The organism is Veillonella caviae (assembly GCF_003992125.1).
Taxonomy (GTDB): domain Bacteria; phylum Bacillota; class Negativicutes; order Veillonellales; family Veillonellaceae; genus Veillonella; species Veillonella caviae.
The window spans coordinates 82,136-103,671 of record NZ_RQUY01000007.1; the positions used below are offsets into that span (position 1 = coordinate 82,136).

A 21,536-nucleotide genomic window follows, 5' to 3' on the forward strand; every position below is an offset into this window, starting at 1 on the left:
CAACAGAGTTCTCTCATCGAGATAAACTTATTAGTTAGTCAAGCTGCGAATTGGTGCAGGGATACGTCCACCACGGGCAATAAATTCAGCTGCACTATATGGGCTCACTTCAATAATTGGAGCGTGTCCAAGAAGACCACCGAATTCTACTACGTCCCCTACTGTTTTACCTGGTACAGGAATTACGCGAACCGCTGTTGTTTTATTATTAATCATACCAATAGCAGATTCATCGGCAATAATAGCAGAAATCGTATCCGCTGTAGTATCGCCAGGAATCGCAATCATATCAAGACCTACGGAACACACACAAGTCATAGCTTCTAATTTATCAAGCGATAACGCGCCACAAGATACGGCATCAATCATACCCGCATCTTCAGATACAGGTATGAAAGCTCCACTCAATCCACCTACATGAGAGGATGCCATGAGGCCACCTTTTTTCACTGCATCATTTAACAGTGCCAAGGCTGCAGTAGTGCCATGAGTGCCACAGGAAGACAAACCCATTTCTTCTAATACATGGGCTACTGAATCACCTACTGCTGGTGTTGGTGCCAAGGACAAATCGATAATACCAAATGGTTTATTCAAACGACGAGATGCTTCTTGTGCTACTAATTGACCAACACGAGTAATTTTAAACGCAGTCCGCTTAATCGTTTCAGCTACTACGTCAAAGGTTTCACCTCGTACAGATTCAAGAGCATGTTTAACTACGCCAGGGCCAGATACACCAACAGAAATAGCACTATCACCTTCGGTGACACCAAAGAACGCACCAGCCATAAAAGGATTATCTTCTACAGGATTACAGAAAATAACGAGCTTAGCACAACCAAGAGCATCATTATCTTTTGTAAGTTCTGCTGTTTTCTTAACAACAATCCCCATGTCGCGTACAGCATCCATATTGATACCAGTTTTAGTGGAACCAACAGCAACGGAACTACACACAATATCAGTCGTTGCCAATGCTTCTGGGATAGAATCAATAAGAATTCGGTCTGCTTGTGTAGCACCTTTTGTAACGAGCGCTGAAAAGCCACCAATAAAATTAACACCGACTGTTTTTGCAGCCCGATCAAGAGCTTCTGCAATAGGCACATAGGATGTCAAATCACTACCACCAGCCACCAAGGAAATAGGCGTTACAGAGATTCGTTTGTTGATAATAGGAATACCGAATTCTCGTTCAATATCTTCGCCAGTTCTTACCAAATGTTCTGCTTCGGTAGTTATACGATCGTAAATACGGTCGCATAACTGTTTACCGGAACTAGACGCACATTCCAACAAGCTAATTCCCATAGTAATAGTACGAACATCGAGTTTATTGTCGTGAATCATCTGATTTGTTTCAATAATATTGTCGATAGATAACATAGCGCCTCCTATCCTACGCGATGCATGCTAAGGAAAATATCTGCATGTTGCGCACGAATTTCTACGCCTAATTCACTACCCAATGCGACTAATGATTCTTGAATAGATGTTAAATCCTTTACATCTTCAGATTCAGTTTCACACATCATAATCATATTAAACAACCCATCTAAAATAGTTTGATTAATAGATAAAATATTTACCTTATGATTTGCCAAAATAGTACTAACACCTGCGATGATACCTACGCGGTCTACACCGACAACGGTAACAACTAATTTCATAATATCACCTTTTCCACCCACTACAAACTATAAAAATGGTAATTCATTTTATAAACTATATTAGTATATTATATCACACATATCTCTATATTGAGGTAAAAACTTTATGAGATTTCTCATAAATTATCACATTCTATTATTTCTATGTGAGAATTCCTGTGAAAGCCTTCGTACCATATACGCCATTTCTTTATTCATTAATATCAGATGTAGAGGCATTCAATGCATCATTAACGATTTTTTCTCCAGCTGTTAACAAAGCAACAAGACCTAAATCACCTTTATAGCTTTCACCATAAATTTTATACAAATCTTCTGTACCAGAAGGACGGGCCACAAACCAACCTTTATCAGTATCTACACGGACACCATCAATTGGCATATCCTTATACATAGATGCAGTACGAATACTAGTGATGTCATCGCCATCAACAATAGTCGCCGTAATAGATGACGCATCTAGCTTTTTCAAAGTTTGTTTTTGTAATGTCGTACACGCTGCATCAATACGACCAAATTTAGGGTTGCCATAACGCTCATAAAATTCATCTGCCATTTTAAAACCGGAGTGCCCCATAACTGCGAGAATTTCCATCCCTAATAAGGCCATAATGATACCATCTTTGTCAGTAGTCCATACGGTGCCATTCTTTTTAAGGAATGAAGCACCTGCACTTTCTTCGCCACCGATGCCAATTTCACCGTTAAACAAAAGTTCCGAAAAATATTTAAAACCTACTGGCACCTCATAAACAGGGATAGCTTCGTCAGCAGCCCATTTATCAATTAAAGTTGTACAAACAATAGTTTTCCCTACGCCTTTATTTTTCCACCCACGAGTAGTAAACAAGTATTTTGCACCAATGGTGAGTACTTCATTAGCCGGTATAAGCCCATCTGTTGTTGTAATGATACCATAACGATCATAATCAGGATCATTTCCCACCGCTAAATCATAATCTCCAATGCGCTCAATAACGGCTGCCATCGCATATGGAGAGGAACAATCCATCCGAACCTTACCATCATGGTCATAAGTCATAAAACTAAATGTAGGATCATATTCATCATGAATGATATCTAGATTAAGGCCATATCGTTCTTTAATAGATCGCCAGTAGCTAGCTCCACTGCCCCCCAGTGTATCTACTAATACACGAGGATTAGCCGCTTTAATGGCCTCCATATTAATAACGGACGCTAATTCCTCCACATATAAGCCTTTGTAATCGTACGATACTTGTGCACTAGGTTCGATATTATCTATACTAGTACGTTTAAAACCGTCATTTTCACAATAAGCCAACAAATATTCGTTAGCGCGCACCTCAATCCACTTCGTGATTATCGTGTCCGCGGGACCACCGATGATAGTATTATATTTGATTCCCCCATTATCTGGAGGATTATGAGACGGCGTAATAATAATGCCATCCGCCTTGTCATCATGGGTTTCATTGTAGCGAATAATGGCACGCGACACAGATGGAGTAGGCACAAAATCCATGTCTTGATCTACCATGGCTATTACGCCATTACCAGCTAGCACCTCTAATACCGTTACAAGGGCTGGTTGAGACAATGCATGTGTATCTTGACCAACAAACACAGGGCCTGTAGCGCCAAATTGAGTACGTCCATCACAAATAGCTTGCGTAATAGCTGCTACGTGTAAATCTGTGAAAGTTCCTTTTAACGACGTACCACGATGTCCCGACGTACCAAAGGACACCAATTGCGTAGGGTCTGACGTATCTGGCACATTGTCAAAATACGCATCTACCAACTCTTGAATATCTATAATATCTCGTTCTTCTACAGGTTTCCCTGCCAATTTATGAGCCATACTAGCCTCCTCATGATTTCACATCTATGCAGAATATTCTAACAATTCTAATAGATTACATTAAATATAAACTATCCGTAACACTTAAGGCTCTCGATTTTTTACATAATGAGCATTTGTTTCACACTCTTTAACTAAATGTTCTATCGGCGTTGGTACTAATGGTGTTGTGAATCCTTTACCAATCACCTCTTGAGCATCAGTAATCAAAATAAAGGCTTGATCATCAGCTGCTTCGATAACTTCTTTTAATTTGTTCACTTGCAACAAATTCACCGCTACCATAACGATTTGCTTAGGAGTCCTCGTGTAAGCGCCAATACCATCAATAATAGTAGCACCCCTACCAACCCTGTTTATGACCGCCTTACATACCTCATCAGTGCGATAAGTAATGATAAACGCAACCTTACGTTGATTAAATCCAACTACGACTTTATTAGTAATTATAGTATATACATATAAAGATACAAGTGTTACTGCCACTGCTTCAATGCCTACCACCCAAATAGCGGCAATCAAGATAATCCCGTTAATAATACTATTAATTGACCCCATTTGAAGTCCATAATATTTACGAACGATAAGAGCAATAGGATCTAATCCGCCTGTATTGCCTCCCACTCGATACACTATGCCCAGTCCAACGCCGGTGGTAACCCCTGCTAACATTGAACTCAGTAAAGGGTCTTTGATAAGCATATCGTATTGAAGAAACCCAAACCAATCGATCATCCATGACACCATGATAGTACCATACAAGGTGTTAATAACAACACGCTTACCTAACCAATGATAAGCGGCCCAAAATATAGGAATATTCAAAATTACATTCCAAGTACCTACAGACAATCCAGTGAGATAATATAAAATCAACCCCACACCACTCACACCAGTACTAACTAATTTATGAGGCAATACAAAAGCATCAATACCAGCACCAAAAACAGCACATCCTATAGCAACTACAAGAAATTGGTATATATCACTTTTATAGTTAGACCACATAAAAGCCTCCTAAATTGCCATTTCACCATAAATATTCTATAATTAATTAAATATAATTTATGTAAATCTACATCATTATATCTATGATTTCATCATAAACTACTTAGTATATATTTTCAATCATTTTCATCGAGGCAATTATGTCAAACAGCATTGAACAACTCGGATTTAGCAAAATTAATATCGGTCTCGCCATCACAGGAAAACGAGATGACGGCTATCATGATATTGATAGCATATTCCAGTCGATTCGCCTAAGCGACTCTATTTATTTCACCAAACATCATTCTGTTGTCTTCTCTGGTATCGCCCCTGAATTACCACAATACATTCAAGATTTGATTCCTTACGATGAACGCAATCTAGCACTAAAGGCATTACGCGAAGTACAATCATACACAGGATGCCGCGCAGGTGCTGCAATTCATCTGTTAAAACGTGTACCAGCTGCAGCAGGTCTCGGTGGCGGTAGTGCAGATGCAGCCGCTATGTTACTAGGGCTTAATAAATTTTGGGATTTGCGATTGACCACAGATGAATTACTCACGTTAGGATCTAAACTAGGGTCTGATGTTCCCTTCCTACTACAAGGTGGCACCGCACGCGGTACAGGGCGCGGTGAAATACTAACCTATCATCCATCCCCCGCGCCACATTGGCTACTATTAGTTAAACCAGAGGTATCTGTATCAACAGCAACCGCCTACGGCCGATATAATAGCCACTCAAAGGCAACAAGTACCATGATTACCAATACCTTACAGCACATAAAAGAAAACGACTTGAAACAAGCATTTCTAACAAGTAGCAATACCTTTGAAGAACTGCTGTTCTCCGATCACGAAGAACTAGTTACTTGTAAAGAGTTCTTCAGTAGTCGTGGCTACCCAACTATTATGACCGGCAGCGGTCCTACTATGGTCGTACTTCTCGATAAAGCAACAGAAGCTCTCGCTTTACAAGAAGAGATTACATCCGCTGGTCACAACTGGCTTTCACTAATTACAAAAACATGTACACAGGAGGATATCCATTGACAAGACGATTACAGACCATCCGTTTAGATGCATACAAACCACTACGCGAAGTAGTAAGCGAAACGCTTCGACAGGCTATTCAAGATGGTATTCTCAAGCCTGGAGAACGGCTCATGGAAATTCCATTAGCCGAAGAATTAGGTGTAAGCCGCACCCCTATTCGAGAAGCTATCCGCCAATTAGAACTAGAAGGTTTTGTCGTTATGGTGCCTCGTCGAGGTGCTTATGTGGCAAATATTACCTTAAAAGATATTACCCAAGTCTTTGAAATTCGCTCTGCTCTAGAGGAGTTAGCGGCTGGACTTGCAGCAGAACGCATTACAGAAGAAGAAATTGAAACACTAGAAAGAATGCTCGTCGAAATCGGGGATTATATGGAAAACAAAGACATGGATAGCGTAGTAGCAGCAGATGTAGAATTCCACGAAGTTCTCTACAAAGCATCCCGCAATGATCGTCTAGCCGACATCGTTCACAACTTGCGAGAACAAACCTATCGCTTCCGCAGCTTTTCTATGAACCAACCAGGTCGCTTGCGCAAAACGTGGGAAGAGCACCGCTTATTAGTTGAAGCTATTGCCTCTCATAATCCAACGCAAGCTCGCAAACTAGCGCGCACTCACATGGAGCATTCAGAACAAACCTTATTAAAAGGTATGGAAGAGGCTCAAAACTTTGATACCCATTCATGAGTTACGAGTGCACCACAATTTATTAGTAACCTAATTTAGTCTTTATAACACGCACATCCTATACATATGCGTGCAAAAGACTAAAAAGGCTATATAAAACAAAATAGTATGTTGTAATTCAGAAAGGAAAGGTAAGATACATGGATGTAATATTAAATCAAATAGTATCCAATATCAATCTGTATTTATGGAACTATTTAATCATCTTTATCTTAATCGGCGCAGGTCTATTTTTCACTATGACAACGGGGGCTGTGCAAATTCGTATGTTCAAAGAAATGGTGCGTCTCGTCGCATCTGGAGCAGGAACTAAAACGGACAAAAATCATGTTTCATCATTCCAAGCCTTCTGTGTCAGTACCGCATCCCGTGTAGGTGTCGGCAATATCGCTGGTATTGCTATCGCAGTAGTACTCGGTGGCCCAGGCGCTATTTTTTGGATGTGGGTCATTGCGTTAATCGGTTCTGCTACAGGTTTTATTGAAAGCACCTTAGCTCAAATTTACAAAGAACCTATTGCTAAAGGTGGATTTTATGGTGGTCCTGCCTATTATATCCGTTATGGCTTAAACAGCAAATTCTTATCTATTCTTTTCGCCATTCTCATTACCATTACATTTGGTTGGATATATAATTCCGTACAAGCCAACACCTTAGCAGCTTCTTTACACACCTTTGGTATCGACGTAACATACACAGGTATTGTTGTCTCCGTATTATTAGGTCTCATCATTTTCGGCGGTATCCAACGAGTAGCTAAAATTTCTGAAATTATTGTACCTATTATGGCGGTACTCTATATCGGGACAGCCCTCTTTGTGGTCCTCATGAACATTCAAGAATTCCCTGCCATGATTCACAAAATTGTATCATCCGCTTTTGATCCTTATGCAGCAGGCGGCGGTTTCATGGGGGCTACCATGATGAATGGTATCAAACGAGGTCTATTCTCCAACGAAGCCGGTGAAGGTTCTGTTCCAAATGCAGCCGCTACAGCAGCAGTTCATCACCCTGTAGAACAAGGTCTTGTACAAGCATTCGGTGTATTCTTAGATACATTTATCATTTGTACCTCCTCTGCTTTTATCGTACTAATCGTAGGTGATTATAGCATTACAGGTCTTACTGGGATCGCATTAGTACAGCATAATTTAGAAGCCCAACTCGGTGCTTGGGCGCCTTATGCAGTAACTGTATTTATTATTATGTTCTCCTTTAGCTCCTTAGTAGGTAATTATTACTACGGAGAAATCAACATTAATCATTTAACAGATAAAAAATATGTACTTCATCTCTTCCGCATCGGCGTTGTGGCTATGGCGTTTATCGGTTCTATAGCCTCTCTTGATTTAGTATGGAACTTAGCAGATTTATTTATGGCATTCTTAGTGCTTACCAATGTAAGTTCTATTCTTCGTATGGGCCGTACTGCTGGTCTTGCATTAGACGATTATATTAAACAACGAAAAGCAGGTATTCAAACACCTGTATTCAACCGCAATGTCTTAAATCATACTTATGGTATTGTATGGTGGGGCGATGGTCAAACTACTGACTCCTCCGTACCTGCTACACCTCTTGAGGAAACCATAGAGAAATAATAATTTCATATATCATCAAAAGTACTGATTTAAACTTTAGATGACACCGTCTATGATGGGGCTGTAACGAAACAGCCCCATCAATTTTTATTTACTTCTCTCTTCCTTGCAAGACATCAATAATCTGCAATTATATAGAATATATTTTCTTATTTATGCAGGGCATTATGTATACAAGGTCGAATATAAATAGTAAGCAATCAATTTCGTAACCAATACATTCATTTCTCAAATTTCGGAGGTCATTATATGAAAGCTTATAATCCTTATGAAAATATGCTACACACATTAGACGTAGCAGCAGAAAAACTAGGTTATTCACGCAATGATTACGAAGTGTTACGCCATCCTGAACGGGAATTAAAGGTATCTATTCCTCTTCAATTAGACAATGGCGAAGTACGCGTATATGAAGGGTATCGATGTCAACATTCCACATTGCGCGGCAGTGCAAAAGGCGGGTTACGTTTCCATCCAGATTCCGATGAAAATGAAGTACGCGCATTAGCAGCATGGATGACTATCAAAAATGCTATCGCTAATCTTCCTTATGGCGGTGGTAAAGGCGGTATCAAAGTAGATCCTAAAACATTATCAAAACGTGAACTAGAGCGATTAACTCGTAATTTCGTACGTCGTATTGCACCTATCATCGGCGTTAACACAGACGTACCTGCACCAGATGTAAATACAAATGCTCAAATCATGAGCTGGATTGCTGACGAATACAGCGTATTAAAAGGAGAATGGAGCCCCGGTATCGTTACTGGTAAACCTATCGAAGTAGGCGGTTCCCTAGGTCGCAATGAAGCGACTGGGCGCGGTTGCCTCATCGCATTGCAATGCTACTTAGCTAAGAAAAACCTCGATATCCATAACTTGACAGTGGCTGTACAAGGATTCGGCAATGTAGGTTCCGTTGGCACCCGCCTCATCGCACAAGCAGGGGCTAAAGTAGTAGCTATTGGCGACGCATACGTCAATATTTACAATCCTAATGGGATCGATGTAGAGAAAGCTTATGAATATGCCAATTCTCATGGTCGTTCCTTAGAAGGCTACTCCGAACCAGGCATGACATTGATTGGCGGTCAAGAATTATTAGCACAACCAGTTGATGTATTATTTATGGCAGCCTTGGAAAACCAATTGAACAAAGACAATATGGAAAATATCCAAGCCAAAATCATCCTTGAAGGTGCTAATGGTCCTACTACTAATGATGCGGACAAATACTTCTATGAAAAAGGCATCCACATCATTCCTGACGTGCTCGCCAATGGCGGTGGCGTTATTGTATCTTACTATGAATGGGTACAAAACAAGGCTAGCTACTACTGGACCGAAGAAGAAGTTAATGAACGATTAACTAAGAACATGCAAAACAGCTTTGAGGCAGTGTGGCAAATGCAAGAAAAATATCAAGTGCCGCCTCGCCAAGCTGCATATATGTTAGCCCTTGAAAGACTCGTTATCGAAACTACTCTTCGCGGATACAATTGCTAAATAAAAAAGACTGACTCAATAGTGTACTGTTCTCCTTAATATTAGATCTCAAAATCAAACATTAAGAATCAATATACGACCAAGTCAGTCCCATTTGGGGATTATAGGACAACATATGTTGCTCCTGTATTCCCCTTTTTACATATAAATGTGTTATTTAATATTTCCCATGAAAGCCACCATAGAACGGCGAGAAACAAGCGCTTTCACCAGTGTTGCCCCTACAATGCCTGGAATGGTTTGACCTACTAATAGGTTAATCACCAAAGCCCAGTACGGAACGCCGATAAGTGGGCTTAGCCACAATGGAACACATAATGCCGGCACCAAGATAATTGGCAATGCCACCCACCACGCAGTGAGGTCAAAACGGCGCATCAACACGATGAGAGATGTAGTAAGCACACCGACGCCAAATCCACCCACCATATCGAGAATGCCAAGGCCACCAAACAAGAAATTAGAAATGAGGTTACCTATGCCCATAGGAATAATTAAAAACGGAAAGGCATAAGCAAGTGCATATAACGATGTAGCAATACGAATTTGGTACGCCCCAAAGGAAATACCTTGTGTTACATAAATCAAAACAATATACAAAGCCACCACCATGGCGGAAATAGTCAGTTTACGTGTAGTCATCATGCACCCACCTCCTTTGTAATAAAAAAGAGCATGGCGAAAATACCATGCTCATACGTGCTTATGATTTCCGTAGTTTTGTTTATAGACAGGATGGTTTCAAACTGTCTTATTCGATTATCTGCCTTTTAGGCTGTATTTAATCATATCATAGTTATTCGGTTCTAGCAATACAAGCTGCAGCGATTACAATGCGGGATCTTCGACGCCGTTAGCTTTAAAGGCTTCTAGTCGGTCTATACATGTACCACAGTGCCCACATGGTTTATCGCCACCTTGGTAGCAAGACCAAGTAAGTTCATAAGGAACGCCGAGTCGAAGGCCTTGTTTTACCACATCTGCTTTATTACAGTTAATAAATGGAGCTTCAAGAGAACATTCTCGACCGGATCCTTCAAATATGGCAGTACCCATGGATTGATAGAATGTTTCGGTACAATCAGGGTACGCATTGCCCGCAGCATCATCGGCATGTGCACCGTAGTAGATGTAGCCACAATCTAATGATAGCGCCAAGGATGCGGCAGCAGATAGGAATAAACCATTCCTAAATGGTACATAGGTGCTTACAGGGCCTTCACCATGCTCATCCTGCTGTTCTTTATAAGAACCTGTAGGAACCGCTTCTGTCGATTGAGTCAACAAAGATGAATTAGAGAAAGCAAATAATTTTGTTACATCCATGGTTTTACCTTCTATACCATAATACGCCAATATATTCTTTGCAGCTTCTAATTCTTTACTATGTTTTTGGCCATATTGAATCGACAAGGGTACAACATGTTCCTTGCCAAATCGTTCAATAGCCAATGCCAAACATGTAGTGCTATCTACACCACCACTAAATAAGACAACAGCTTTTTGTTTCTGTGCCATAATACCTCCCATACATAATAATCATATCTTACCCTCTATCATGGTGAACAATCCTATGATTCTGACAATATGTGAAAGCCCCATCCACAGATGGGGCTTTCATGTTGATTATAATCCATTATCAATTATAAGTCGATATCAAGTTCCACTGGACAATGATCACTACCAAATATTTGTTGATGAATACGTGCATCTTTGATGTTCTTATCCAAGTGTTTAGAAGTGATGAAATAATCAATTCTCCACCCTACATTTCTATCGCGCGCTTTCCCCATATAGGACCACCAACTATATTCATCTACCGCATCAGGATATAGATAACGGAATGTATCAGTAAAACCAGATTCTAGTAATTCTGTCATTTTTGCTCGTTCTTCATCGGAGAATCCTGCATTTTTACGGTTTGTTTTCGGATTTTTTAAATCAATTTCATTGTGCGCTACATTAAGGTCGCCGCAGAGGATAACTGGTTTCTTCGCATCTAGTTCAAGCAAGTAATTGCGAAACGCATCTTCCCATGTCATACGATAGTCAAGGCGTGCCAACTCACGTTGGCTATTCGGCGTATAACAACACACAAGGTAAAACTTCTCATACTCAGCTGTAATAACTCGACCCTCTTGATCATGCTCCTCAATACCAATACCATTCGTTACTGATATTGGTTTAATACGCGTAAACACAGCCGTACCACTATACCCTTTTTTTACAGCACTATTCCAAAATTGCTCATACCCAGGTAATTCCAGTTGAATCTGCTCAGGCTGTAATTTCGTTTCTTGTAAACAGAAAATATCCGCATCCAATTCATTAAAAGAATCCATGAACCCTTTCGTCACCGCTGCGCGTAAACCGTTTACATTCCAAGATACTAATTTCATTATGACTCCTATTTATTATTTCTTATGATGATATCCTTTATTTATACCCCGATTTTCCCGAGATTGAGCGTTAGCTTTCATTTCGTTTTTATTACGATATGTGAAATAATTGGCTACTACAGATAGAATAAATATCACCATTACCGTAATATTAAAGGCCCCTGGACCAAATGTATAGATGTGGTAACACAAATAAATAAAGGCTACTATGGACAACAAATGTTTTAAAATATTCATAAGTTTTCAACCCCCGTATGAATTGGAAAATCCTCATAGGTAACCCAATCGCTAGAACTGCCTACATAGAGGGCTGATTTGAGACCAATTTCGTTCATCGCCAATAATGCATTACAAGCAGTGACACCGGAGCCACAATACGTCACGAGAGGACGATTTTGATGAATTTCATTGTAAAATTCCACTTCTAAATCCTTTATAGAACGAGGACCTTCTGCAGTATATCCACTTTCATAAAAATGATTTACTGCCCCAGGAATATGGCCTGTCATACCATCCATAGTGTCTACCTCTGAGCCAGAATAGCGTTCAGGGGAACGAGCATCAATGATAACATGCGATTTTGTTTCACTCGCTGTGAGAACCTCATTACGGGTCATAATCATGTGCTTCTGTAATTTGTAATTGAACACTGTCGGTTTCGTTGGCAATGGCGTAGGCGCCTTAGTAAGCAGATAACCGTCCTGAACCCAGCGCTCAATCCCACCAGACAAGACACGTACATCAGCGAGTCCCATATAACGTAGCGTCCACCACAAACGACCAGCTAAGAACAACCAAGAGTCGTAAATAACAACTTTCGCATTCATGGTAATACCAAAAGTTTCGAACGTTTTCGCTAACCGATCCATATCTGGCAACGGATGTCGACCACCGTGCTCACCAAGAGGCCCTGTTAAATCTTTATCCAAATCAATGGGAAATGCCCCTTTTATATGACCTTTATTATAATCATGAAACCCTCGTGCATCGAGAAGAATTACCTCATCCATAACGGACAACAACTCAGTAGGAGTAATAAAATTTGACATACTAACTCCTTTCTTTATGATTATATATACCTAGCTACTAGATATTCATATTGAAAAATATAAATGTATAATTCTATTATATACGAGGGGCATGGGATATACAATAAAATTTACCAATATGACCAATAAAAGACAGCAGTAAAATGCTCCTATTTTTTTATATAGCATAATCTGAAGCATTCATCTTGATAAAATTACGTCCTTCCCCATTTGCAATCAGCTCTGTATTAGCAAAATTTATCATATTTTTTGATTCAAACATAAGAACACTCCCTACGTACATTAATCCTGTGTTTAATTATACCAGGCTTAATTAGAAGGTCCAGATATAGTTCTTTAATTTTTTCCCCATAATTATATGCTATAATAATATTGTTAATTGGATTCTTGTGTATATCCAATCATTACGTAATGTGTTTAACAAGGAGTACATTCCGTTGAAACAGGGGTATATTAAATTAATCTTAGCAGTGGTACTTAGCATTGCTGTTATTAGTGGCGGTATTTATGGAGCCTTGTATTTCTTTGGAGATAAGGCAACAACCATCTTATATCGTTCGTCCATAGAGGATAAAATCAATGCCTTGCATCCTTACATCGATGCCGCAGATACTTTCAACAATAATAGTCTAATTCATGCGTATCAATCACAACTAACCTTAGATGAGTTGCGAAATGGTATGCAGAATAAGACTATTGCATTACCAGATTATAAAAATCTGAAAAACCAATTAGATGCGGCAAAGGAAAAGTCTACTACGCCTTATGAAGATGTGAATATGACGTCTGATGAGGTATTATCCTTATTGAATCAATTAATTCCGCTTGCGGATCAATTAACAGCCTATTATCAAGAACGCACCTTTGAAAAGGATAATTTTGTAGGCGGTGATAATCTATCTAAGCAATACATACCATTAGCCAAACAATTCAACGCGGCATACAGCGCCTTTGATTTAGCCCTCGATAACCACAACAACGAGTTGTACATGGAACGAATGAAAGAACTGTCTGAAGAAAAACGCCATAATGCGGTGAACTTCATCGAACTCAATATCCTGTTAGCTCAAACTATCGCCTTCATCGATCCCGATGGTAATACTGATACCCAAAAGGTTGAAAGTAATCTCCAAGAAGTCGGCAAACGTTTGTCCCAATTACAACTAGGAACAAAATCTGATACGCAAACAGCGGTTACATTATACCAAGAGGCTGTAAAAGAATTTGTAGCAGAGGCACATAATTACATTACCGTCAATTCCTCCTATGGCGAAGCGTACACACAATTATATATTAAATATAACCACATGATTAGCCGTGCTAATGCAGTAAATATAAATGACCTGGATGCAATAGAGGCAAAATAAGGGTTATAGGACAAAATAATACCTCGAAAATAATACAAAAGCCCAAGTATTTGACTTCTAATAGTCAATGCTTGGGCTTTTAATATATAGAACTTATAGCCATGTATAGACAAGAGCTATTATATATATCCTTTAGATATAATGCTGAAGAAGGCTCACAAAGTACTGCACCTACTCCTTCTTTAAGTCTTTTGTAATAATGTAATATTCACAAGGCGACGTATGAATACCTTTCATGTAGTTTTTACCAACAAGATTTATTTTAGGATAACCTAAATAGATAGCCGCATTATCATCGAGGAGAATTTGTTGCGCCGAAATGATAGCGTTATGTGCCGTCGTAGAATCCATAGTAGAACCAGCCAAAGCTAGTAACTCATCGTAGCGAGGGTTGCTATATCCCGAGCCATTGTTAGGATTTGCCCCATCAATATTAGAACCCCAATATTGCTTGAGGAACCACACAGGATTACCTGTATTAGCAGTAACAACACTAGAAATCATAAGATCATAAGCTCCGGATTTTGCCAACTCATCAATAACACTATAGTCTACTATCTTGATATTAATACCAATGCCAATCTTTTTGTAATCTGCTTGCATGGCTTCTGCATAGAGGTTGAGCTCTGGTCGCGATGTGTATGTATAAAAATCTAGTACTAAATCTTGTCCATCTTTATCTACGTAACCGTCCCCATCAGTATCTACCCAACCAGATTGAGCTAATAACTTTCTTGCATTTTCAGGACTATATTGGTTGGATGCTTTTACTTGTTTAAATCCATAACCAAGACTCGGTGGCAATGGAGCTTTACCAGCGATAAATGTGTCCTTTAAAAGAGTTTTTGCATAGCTTTCACGGTCAATACCTGCAATAAGAGCAGCTCGAATATTAGCATCAGCCAAAGCTCCATTTTGACTCATGCGAACCATTACATCACGCAAAGACGACGATTCTTCAAAAACATAATCCTTATTATCTTTGAATAAATCATATTCACCAGGGCCAATATTAATTGCCATATCCACGTCGCCGGACTGTAACGCCATAGCGCGCGTATTAGCATCATTGATAGCAGGCACCTCTACACGTTTAAAAGGTACTGTACCATCCCAATAGTGTTTATTTGCCTCTAGCTCTGCTCTCTCTTTCGTAAAGGATGTAGCTACATAAGGACCAGTCCCAATAGGGCCGTCTACAGCAAAATTACGCCCTTCTCGTTCTGATTGAACATCTACAATAAGAAATAAAGGATCCCCTAACAGGCCTGGCAAATTAGGATATACTTTATCTGTATGAATAATCAAAGTTTGCCCATTTGCCTCTATGCGATCATAATTGAAAAAGGTCTTCGCCCGTTGACTCTTCTCAAATGTCCGTTCCAAAGATTCCTTCACAGCCTGCGCCGTTACCTTACGGCCATTTGAAAATGTTACTTTATCATTAATAGTGAAAGTCCATGTTTGATTATCATCACCAACAGACCATTTCAATGCAATCCACGGTTCTGTCCCCATAGTATCGTTAAATTTAACAAGGGTTTCACCAATACCATAGCGCACTACTACCCAACTAAAATAGTTTTCCGTCGGTTCCAGAGTGCTCGCAAAACCTATAGCACCTACTTTTAATACGTCCTTGTCATGGTCGTTAAATTGTAATCCACAGCCAAAGAACCCTATTATGGACATGCTCATCAAGGTGCCGACCATGAGCCAGCGCTGCCATTGTTTCATTGCATCCTCCTTCGTAATCCCATTCAAATATGCTCATATGAATAACACTTTATATACCCTATAGGGTATGATTATATTTATAATCATACCGAATAATATAGAAAAATACAACAAAAAACTCCGCTTACAATATACCTCGTAAGCGGAGTTTTTCAAGCTTATTTATAGCCTACCACCGTATCCATTGACAAAGGTCTATGTTCTTGTCCAATTTCAAAAATGGAACTTAACAACACCTTTGTATAGGGATGTTGTGCATCAGATAGATGGAATGCATCTAATTCTTCTACAATGTCGCCCTTATACATAACTACCACTTTGTGACACATGGTGCGGATGAAAGCAATATCATGAGCAATAAATAGATAGGTTAGATTGCGTTTTTTTTGCAATCTTGCTAATAGGTACGCGATAGAATCCTGCACGGAAACATCAAGTGCACTAGTAGCCTCGTCAAATACGAGAATTTCTGGTTCTAATACGATAGCACGAGCAATAGCAACACGTTGACGTTGACCACCGGACATTTCGTGTGGGTAACGGTGCATAAACTCACGAGGTAAATCTACCATTTCAAGATAATCACCAGCAATTTGTTCTTCCCTACCTTTTGGGAGTAAACCAAAATTATACAGTGGTTCACAAATAATGTCTTTTACCTTCATACGAGGATTAAATGCCGCCATTGGATCTTGAAATACCATTTGTATTTTTTGACGGTACGCTCTTGTTTGTTCACGATTCATGTGTTGAATTTCAACACCATCTACGTAAATTTCACCTTCTGAGATAGGCAACATTTTCATGAGCATTCGTACTAAAGTGGTTTTACCAGAGCCAGATTCACCAACAATACCAAGAGATTTGCCTTTTTCCAATGTAATATTAATAGATTTACACGCTTCTAATGTGTCACCATTTGGCAACGGGAATCGTTTACATACATCTTTGAATTCTACTGCGTAATTATTCAATGTAACGACCTCCTCCCAATGTTGGAACAGCGTTTTTCAACTGTTTCGTATAATCGCTGGATGGATTTTCGAGAATATCTTTTGGAGAACCTGCATCAACAACACGACCATTTTGCATAACTAGAATGTAGTCGGCCATATATGCCGCTACACCTAGGTTATGGGTAACCATAACGATGGTGGAATTATGCTCCTTCGCTTTTTCTAGCATTTCTAACACGACTTGAGATTGTGTGGTCACATCCAATGCAGATGTAGGTTCGTCACCGATTAAGAGCAATGGATCTAACGCCATCGCCATGGCGATACCAACACGTTGACGTTGTCCTCCAGATAATTCATGTGGATAACGATGCAAAATGTCAGTACCGTTTGGCAGTGCCACGCTTTCAAGTAAGGCAATGGCTTTAGCATCACATTCATCATTAGTCATATCCACATGAGAACGGAATAATTCACGGAATTGTTTACCAATACGTTGAATTGGATCCAAAGCACTACCACTATCTTGAAAAATCATGGCCATATCCTTGCCACGCATAGATCGCCATTCGGATTTAGAAAGGTTTGCCAAATCACGTCCATTAAACACAATACTGCCTTCTGTTACTTCACCACCTACTGGTAAAAGCCCCATAAGGGCACGGATTACAGTAGTTTTACCGGAACCCGACTCCCCTACGATACACAATACCTTTCCTCTTTCCAAGGTGAAATTAACATCCATAACGGCAGGTTTACCTTGATATGCAATATGAAGATTAGTAACGGATAATACATTGTCTGCCATTAGTTGTCCTCATTATTTAGAAATTTTGCTAGTAATCCAGTAGTAGTCACTTGGGAACATAACAGCACCTTTCAAGTAGGAACCTGTTACGATATTAGTTTTAGGATAACCTAGGTATAATGCAGCACCATCGTTCATCAATAATTGTTGAATTTGAATAGCATAAGTGCGGCGTTTAGCTGGATCGAATTCACTTTCTGCAGCATCAAGTAATGCATCTACTTCTGGGTTGGAGTAACCGGAACCATTTTGTGGATTGGAACCGTTAATATTTGTATGCCAGTAATTAGCCAAGAACCAAATTGGATCCCCAGTATTAGCAGTTACGATATTAGAAATCAACATATCGTAGTCACCATCTTGACCCATTTTATCAATCAAGTTGTAGTCTACAGTTTTGATTTTCATATCTACGCCGATTTTTTTGAGATCCGCTTGAACTGCTTCAGCATATAATGGTAATTCTGCACGAGAATTATACACAACAAAGTTGAAAGTCAATGGTTTACCGTCTTTATCAAGAACGCCATCGCCATCAGTATCTTTCCAACCGTCTTCAGCGAGTAATTGTTTAGCTCGGTCCACATTATAAGCATTAGGGTCTTTCAATTCATTAAAACCATAATCCATGGACGGAGGAATAGGTGCAGAACCAGGCAAGAATGTACCTTTCAGCAATACATCAGCATAGTTTTTGCGATCCGTAGCAGAAATCACAGCAGCACGCACTTTGTCATCGCCAAGAATCCCTTTTTGGTTAATACGCGCCAATACGACACGAAGAGAGGCGATTTCATCTACTTTAAATTTATCATTGTTTTGGAATAAACCGAGTTCACCAGGGCCGATATTAACAGCCATATCCACATCGCCAGATTGCAACGCCATAGCGCGTGTATTAGGGTCATCAATGGATGGAATTTCAACAGTCTTAAATGGTACTGTACCATTCCAGTAATTTTCATTAGCTACCATTTCAGCACGTTCTTTTGTGAAAGATTTCACTACATATGGGCCGGTACCGATAGGTCCTTCTTTGGCAAAGTTACGACCATCTTTTTCAGCTTGTACATCAACTATGAGGAACAACGGATCGGCTAATAGACCAGCCATATTAGGATATTCTTTAGATGTATGGATAATTAAATCTTGACCATTCGCTTCGATGGAGTCATATTCAAAGAATGTTTTTGCACGGTTAGATTTTGCAAACGTACGCTCGATGGATTCCTTAACAGCTTGAGCATCTACTTTTTTACCATTAGAGAATTTAACTTTATCATCGATGGTAAAAGTCCACGTTTTTTTATCGTCAGATACGGACCATTTAGATGCAATCCAAGGTTGTGGTTTCATTTGTTCGTCGAAACGCGCCAATGTTTCGCCTACACCATAACGCATAACAACCCAAGCAAAGAAATTCTCTGTAGGCTCTAATGTGGACGCAAAGTTAGTTACTGCTACTTTCAATGTGTCCTTATTCGCTGCACCATTGTTATCAGAACCACAACCAGCGATAAAGGACCCCATCATTACAATGCTAAGACCTGCTAAGAGAGCTTTTTTCCAAGATTTTTTCATTTCTTATCTCCTGTAAATACATACATATAATGCTTTCACAAACAGCACAATTTATATTACCGTCACAGCTATACGAGCCTGCAACGACAACACCATGCTTACTACATCCCACATGAGGATATACTATTGTTGATTAACCTTCATTTTTAGGGTCTACTACATCACGCAACGAGTCGGACCACAAGTTGAAAATGGATACAACAATTAAAATAGAAAGGCCTGGGAATGCCATGAGCCAAGGACTAGTTTGCAAATATTGACGCCCTTCATTCAACATGAGACCCCATTCTGGTGTCGGCGGTTGAGCACCGAAACCGAGGAAAGATAAACCAGCTACCTCAATCATCATGGCCCCAATATCAAGTGCCCCTGTAGTAACAACAAGAGGCAAAATATTGGGGATGATATGACGACGCAAAATCGTCCATGTAGATGCCCCCATCATAACCGCTGCAGTTACGTATTCCTCCTGCCGCACTTTCAGAGTCATAGAACGAACGAGACGAGCATATTTTGCCCAGCCTACGATGGATAACGCTAAGATAGTATTAAAAATAGAACCACCTAGGATACCTGCAATAGCGATAGCCAATACAACGCCAGGGAAAGACAACATGATATCCGCTAAGCGCATGAGTACCATTTCTACTTTGCCACCGAAATAACCCGCTACAGCACCGATGATAGTACCGATGGAAACCATGACTACAACGATGGTGACGCCCATAAATAATGACAATTGAGTACCATAAATAATACGAGATAAAACGTCACGCCCTAGTTTATCAGTACCAAACCAGTGCTGTGCACTCGGCGCTTGTAATGCTTTTGTCATATCCGAATTAAAAGCATCACCTGGTGCGAGCCACGGCGCAAATACAGCGATAAAAACGATGATGAGCATAAGCACACTATAAATCGTGAAGAGTTTATGTTTCTGAATACATTCTGCCATTATGCTCTCTCCCGTTTTAATCTAGGATCCAATAAAATATATGAAGCATCCACTAATGCATTGATGCACATATAAGCTAAAGCCACCCACAATACAAAACCTTCAATAAGCGGATAATCACGCATGGTAATAGCGTAAATCGCCATGTTTCCAAGACCAGGCCATGCAAATACCATTTCTACTACCGCCACACCGCCAAGAAGCCACCCGATTAATACACCGAGGATAGTGATTAAAGGCAACACCGCATTTGGTAAAATGTGCCCAAATAAGATTTTAATTTCGCTTACGCCACGAGCTCTAGCACCGATAACATAGTCTTTGCTCATTTCTTCCAAAATAACGAGCCGCACTTGGCGCATATATTTGGAACCAACTACTACGGCAAGAGTAATCGCAGGCAAAATCACACCAAGCGCAGTAATCCGAGATGATGCAATTGGTACTAGCCCTAATTTCAACCCAAAGACATAAATGAGCACAAGACCAAGCCAAAATGTCGGCATAGAGATACCTACAAAAGACATAGCACGTAATACATAGTCTACCCATTTATTACGATTTACTGCACTCAGAATACCTGCCGGCAAAGCGTAAAGCAATGTAAACAATAATGCAGTTCCTGCCAAATACACCGTACCAGGCAATGCTTCAAGCATACGGTCTACAACGGGTTTCTTAGAGGAATAGCTCATCCCCAAATCCCCCTGTGCAGCATGTAACACCCAATTGCCATACTGTACAAGAAACGGCTTGTCTAAGCCTAATTGTGCTCGCGTTTCATCGATCAACTCTTGTGATACGATGGTATCTGCCGTTTCCAATAACATGGTTACCGGATCACCAGGAGCCAAATAGGTAAGACAAAATGTTAAAAATGTAATGCCAAACAGGGTGACAATAAATTGCCCTAACTGCTTGACAATGCGTTTGCCCATAGGCACCTCCTAACTAAAAAACATGCATCAACGCTCTAGTTTATCGTTTTTTTGCGATTATAAATATACTATACCCCTTGCTTAATTACAATACACATACCCCCTATAGGTATGTGTTATTATCAGAATTTTATAATCTTTACAATATATTACGTTTTCTAATAGTTATTAATATTTTTGAATAATATCCCACAAATCACTATTTACCCACCTTTATTATGAGATATATTATCAAAAATTTGTATAAACATTTACACGCTCTACACACTTCACCTATTATTTTTATAGTAAAGCATATAGAATATAACGGGTTATAGGACAAAAAGTGTGTGTGACTAATCCCAATAAGTTGGAAAATTTGTAGACATATGTAGCTCATTCCA

The 21,536-nt window shown here is 39.7% G+C and carries 20 protein-coding genes; 5 read left to right on the forward strand and 15 right to left on the reverse strand.

What is annotated here, in order from left to right; all coding sequences use genetic code 11:
* Nucleotides 1-30 precede the first annotated feature (30 nt).
* The 4 genes from EO120_RS04210 to EO120_RS04225 form a co-directional block, all read right to left on the reverse strand.
* Complete coding sequence (locus EO120_RS04210; RefSeq protein WP_127134234.1) at nucleotides 31-1,389, reverse strand: PFL family protein; 1,359 nt, start codon at nucleotides 1,387-1,389, stop codon at nucleotides 31-33.
* An 8-nt stretch (nucleotides 1,390-1,397) separates the two neighbouring features.
* The gene (locus EO120_RS04215) at nucleotides 1,398-1,673 is read right to left on the reverse strand and encodes an ACT domain-containing protein (RefSeq protein ID WP_127134235.1); all 276 of its coding nucleotides are present in this window, start codon (nucleotides 1,671-1,673) and stop codon (nucleotides 1,398-1,400) included.
* A gap of 190 nt (nucleotides 1,674-1,863) precedes the next feature.
* Nucleotides 1,864-3,519, reverse strand: a complete 1,656-nt coding sequence (locus tag EO120_RS04220; protein ID WP_127134236.1) for a phosphoglucomutase — start codon at nucleotides 3,517-3,519, stop codon at nucleotides 1,864-1,866.
* An 84-nt stretch (nucleotides 3,520-3,603) separates the two neighbouring features.
* Nucleotides 3,604-4,527, reverse strand: coding sequence for a YitT family protein (locus EO120_RS04225; RefSeq protein WP_127134237.1), 924 nt, complete (start codon nucleotides 4,525-4,527; stop codon nucleotides 3,604-3,606).
* A 140-nt stretch (nucleotides 4,528-4,667) separates the two neighbouring features.
* Here EO120_RS04225 and ispE point away from each other — a divergent pair, with 140 nt between their 5' ends.
* The 4 genes from ispE (at nucleotide 4,668) to EO120_RS04245 (ending at nucleotide 9,363) form a co-directional block, all read left to right on the forward strand.
* Nucleotides 4,668-5,564 (forward strand): 4-(cytidine 5'-diphospho)-2-C-methyl-D-erythritol kinase, encoded by an 897-nt coding sequence (ispE, locus tag EO120_RS04230; protein ID WP_127134238.1) that lies wholly within the window; start codon nucleotides 4,668-4,670, stop codon nucleotides 5,562-5,564.
* Nucleotides 5,561-6,256, forward strand: coding sequence for a GntR family transcriptional regulator (locus EO120_RS04235; protein ID WP_127134239.1), 696 nt, complete (start codon nucleotides 5,561-5,563; stop codon nucleotides 6,254-6,256). Before ispE ends, EO120_RS04235 begins: the two co-directional genes overlap by 4 nt.
* Nucleotides 6,257-6,396: 140 nt before the next feature.
* Nucleotides 6,397-7,857 (forward strand): alanine/glycine:cation symporter family protein, encoded by a 1,461-nt coding sequence (locus EO120_RS04240; RefSeq protein ID WP_127134240.1) that lies wholly within the window; start codon nucleotides 6,397-6,399, stop codon nucleotides 7,855-7,857.
* Between the two features lie 249 nt (nucleotides 7,858-8,106).
* On the forward strand, nucleotides 8,107-9,363 hold the full coding sequence (locus EO120_RS04245) for a Glu/Leu/Phe/Val family dehydrogenase (RefSeq protein ID WP_127134241.1): 1,257 nt from the start codon (nucleotides 8,107-8,109) through the stop codon (nucleotides 9,361-9,363).
* Between the two features lie 153 nt (nucleotides 9,364-9,516).
* Here EO120_RS04245 and EO120_RS04250 read toward each other — a convergent pair whose 3' ends face one another.
* From EO120_RS04250 to EO120_RS04270, 5 genes are all read right to left on the reverse strand, one after another.
* Nucleotides 9,517-10,008 (reverse strand): QueT transporter family protein, encoded by a 492-nt coding sequence (locus EO120_RS04250; RefSeq protein ID WP_127134242.1) that lies wholly within the window; start codon nucleotides 10,006-10,008, stop codon nucleotides 9,517-9,519.
* A 183-nt stretch (nucleotides 10,009-10,191) separates the two neighbouring features.
* Nucleotides 10,192-10,881: a 7-cyano-7-deazaguanine synthase QueC gene (gene queC / locus EO120_RS04255; RefSeq protein ID WP_127134243.1), complete on the reverse strand. Its 690-nt coding sequence runs from the start codon at nucleotides 10,879-10,881 to the stop codon at nucleotides 10,192-10,194.
* 125 nt (nucleotides 10,882-11,006) lie between these two features.
* Nucleotides 11,007-11,762 carry an exodeoxyribonuclease III gene (locus EO120_RS04260; protein ID WP_127134244.1) on the reverse strand — a complete coding sequence of 252 codons (756 nt, stop codon included), beginning with the start codon at nucleotides 11,760-11,762 and terminating at the stop codon, nucleotides 11,007-11,009.
* A 15-nt stretch (nucleotides 11,763-11,777) separates the two neighbouring features.
* Nucleotides 11,778-11,999, reverse strand: coding sequence for a hypothetical protein (locus EO120_RS04265; protein WP_127134245.1), 222 nt, complete (start codon nucleotides 11,997-11,999; stop codon nucleotides 11,778-11,780).
* Entirely contained in the window at nucleotides 11,996-12,811 is an 816-nt protein-coding gene (locus tag EO120_RS04270; RefSeq protein ID WP_127134246.1) for a sulfurtransferase, read from the reverse strand. Before EO120_RS04270 ends, EO120_RS04265 begins: the two co-directional genes overlap by 4 nt.
* A 437-nt stretch (nucleotides 12,812-13,248) precedes the next feature.
* On the opposite strand from EO120_RS04270, the gene EO120_RS04275 reads away from it, so the two are divergent.
* A complete protein-coding gene (locus EO120_RS04275; RefSeq protein WP_127134247.1) occupies nucleotides 13,249-14,178 on the forward strand; it encodes a DUF3829 domain-containing protein in 930 nt (309 codons plus the stop codon).
* 171 nt (nucleotides 14,179-14,349) lie between these two features.
* On the opposite strand, the gene EO120_RS04280 is transcribed toward EO120_RS04275, so the two are convergent.
* The 6 genes from EO120_RS04280 to nikB all read right to left on the reverse strand — a co-directional run bounded on the left by EO120_RS04280 (nucleotide 14,350) and on the right by nikB (nucleotide 21,153).
* On the reverse strand, nucleotides 14,350-15,915 hold the full coding sequence (locus EO120_RS04280) for an ABC transporter substrate-binding protein (RefSeq protein WP_127134248.1): 1,566 nt from the start codon (nucleotides 15,913-15,915) through the stop codon (nucleotides 14,350-14,352).
* Nucleotides 15,916-16,073: 158 nt separating this feature from the next.
* Nucleotides 16,074-16,889: an ABC transporter ATP-binding protein gene (locus EO120_RS04285; RefSeq protein ID WP_127134249.1), complete on the reverse strand. Its 816-nt coding sequence runs from the start codon at nucleotides 16,887-16,889 to the stop codon at nucleotides 16,074-16,076.
* Nucleotides 16,882-17,679, reverse strand: coding sequence for an ABC transporter ATP-binding protein (locus EO120_RS04290; RefSeq protein ID WP_127134250.1), 798 nt, complete (start codon nucleotides 17,677-17,679; stop codon nucleotides 16,882-16,884). Before EO120_RS04290 ends, EO120_RS04285 begins: the two co-directional genes overlap by 8 nt.
* Before the next feature lie 12 nt (nucleotides 17,680-17,691).
* Nucleotides 17,692-19,260: an ABC transporter substrate-binding protein gene (locus EO120_RS04295; protein WP_127134251.1), complete on the reverse strand. Its 1,569-nt coding sequence runs from the start codon at nucleotides 19,258-19,260 to the stop codon at nucleotides 17,692-17,694.
* A gap of 133 nt (nucleotides 19,261-19,393) precedes the next feature.
* Entirely contained in the window at nucleotides 19,394-20,215 is an 822-nt protein-coding gene (nikC, locus tag EO120_RS04300; RefSeq protein ID WP_127134252.1) for a nickel transporter permease, read from the reverse strand.
* Nucleotides 20,215-21,153 carry a nickel ABC transporter permease gene (gene nikB, locus EO120_RS04305; protein ID WP_127134253.1) on the reverse strand — a complete coding sequence of 313 codons (939 nt, stop codon included), beginning with the start codon at nucleotides 21,151-21,153 and terminating at the stop codon, nucleotides 20,215-20,217. Before nikB ends, nikC begins: the two co-directional genes overlap by 1 nt.
* Nucleotides 21,154-21,536: the final 383 nt, after the last annotated feature.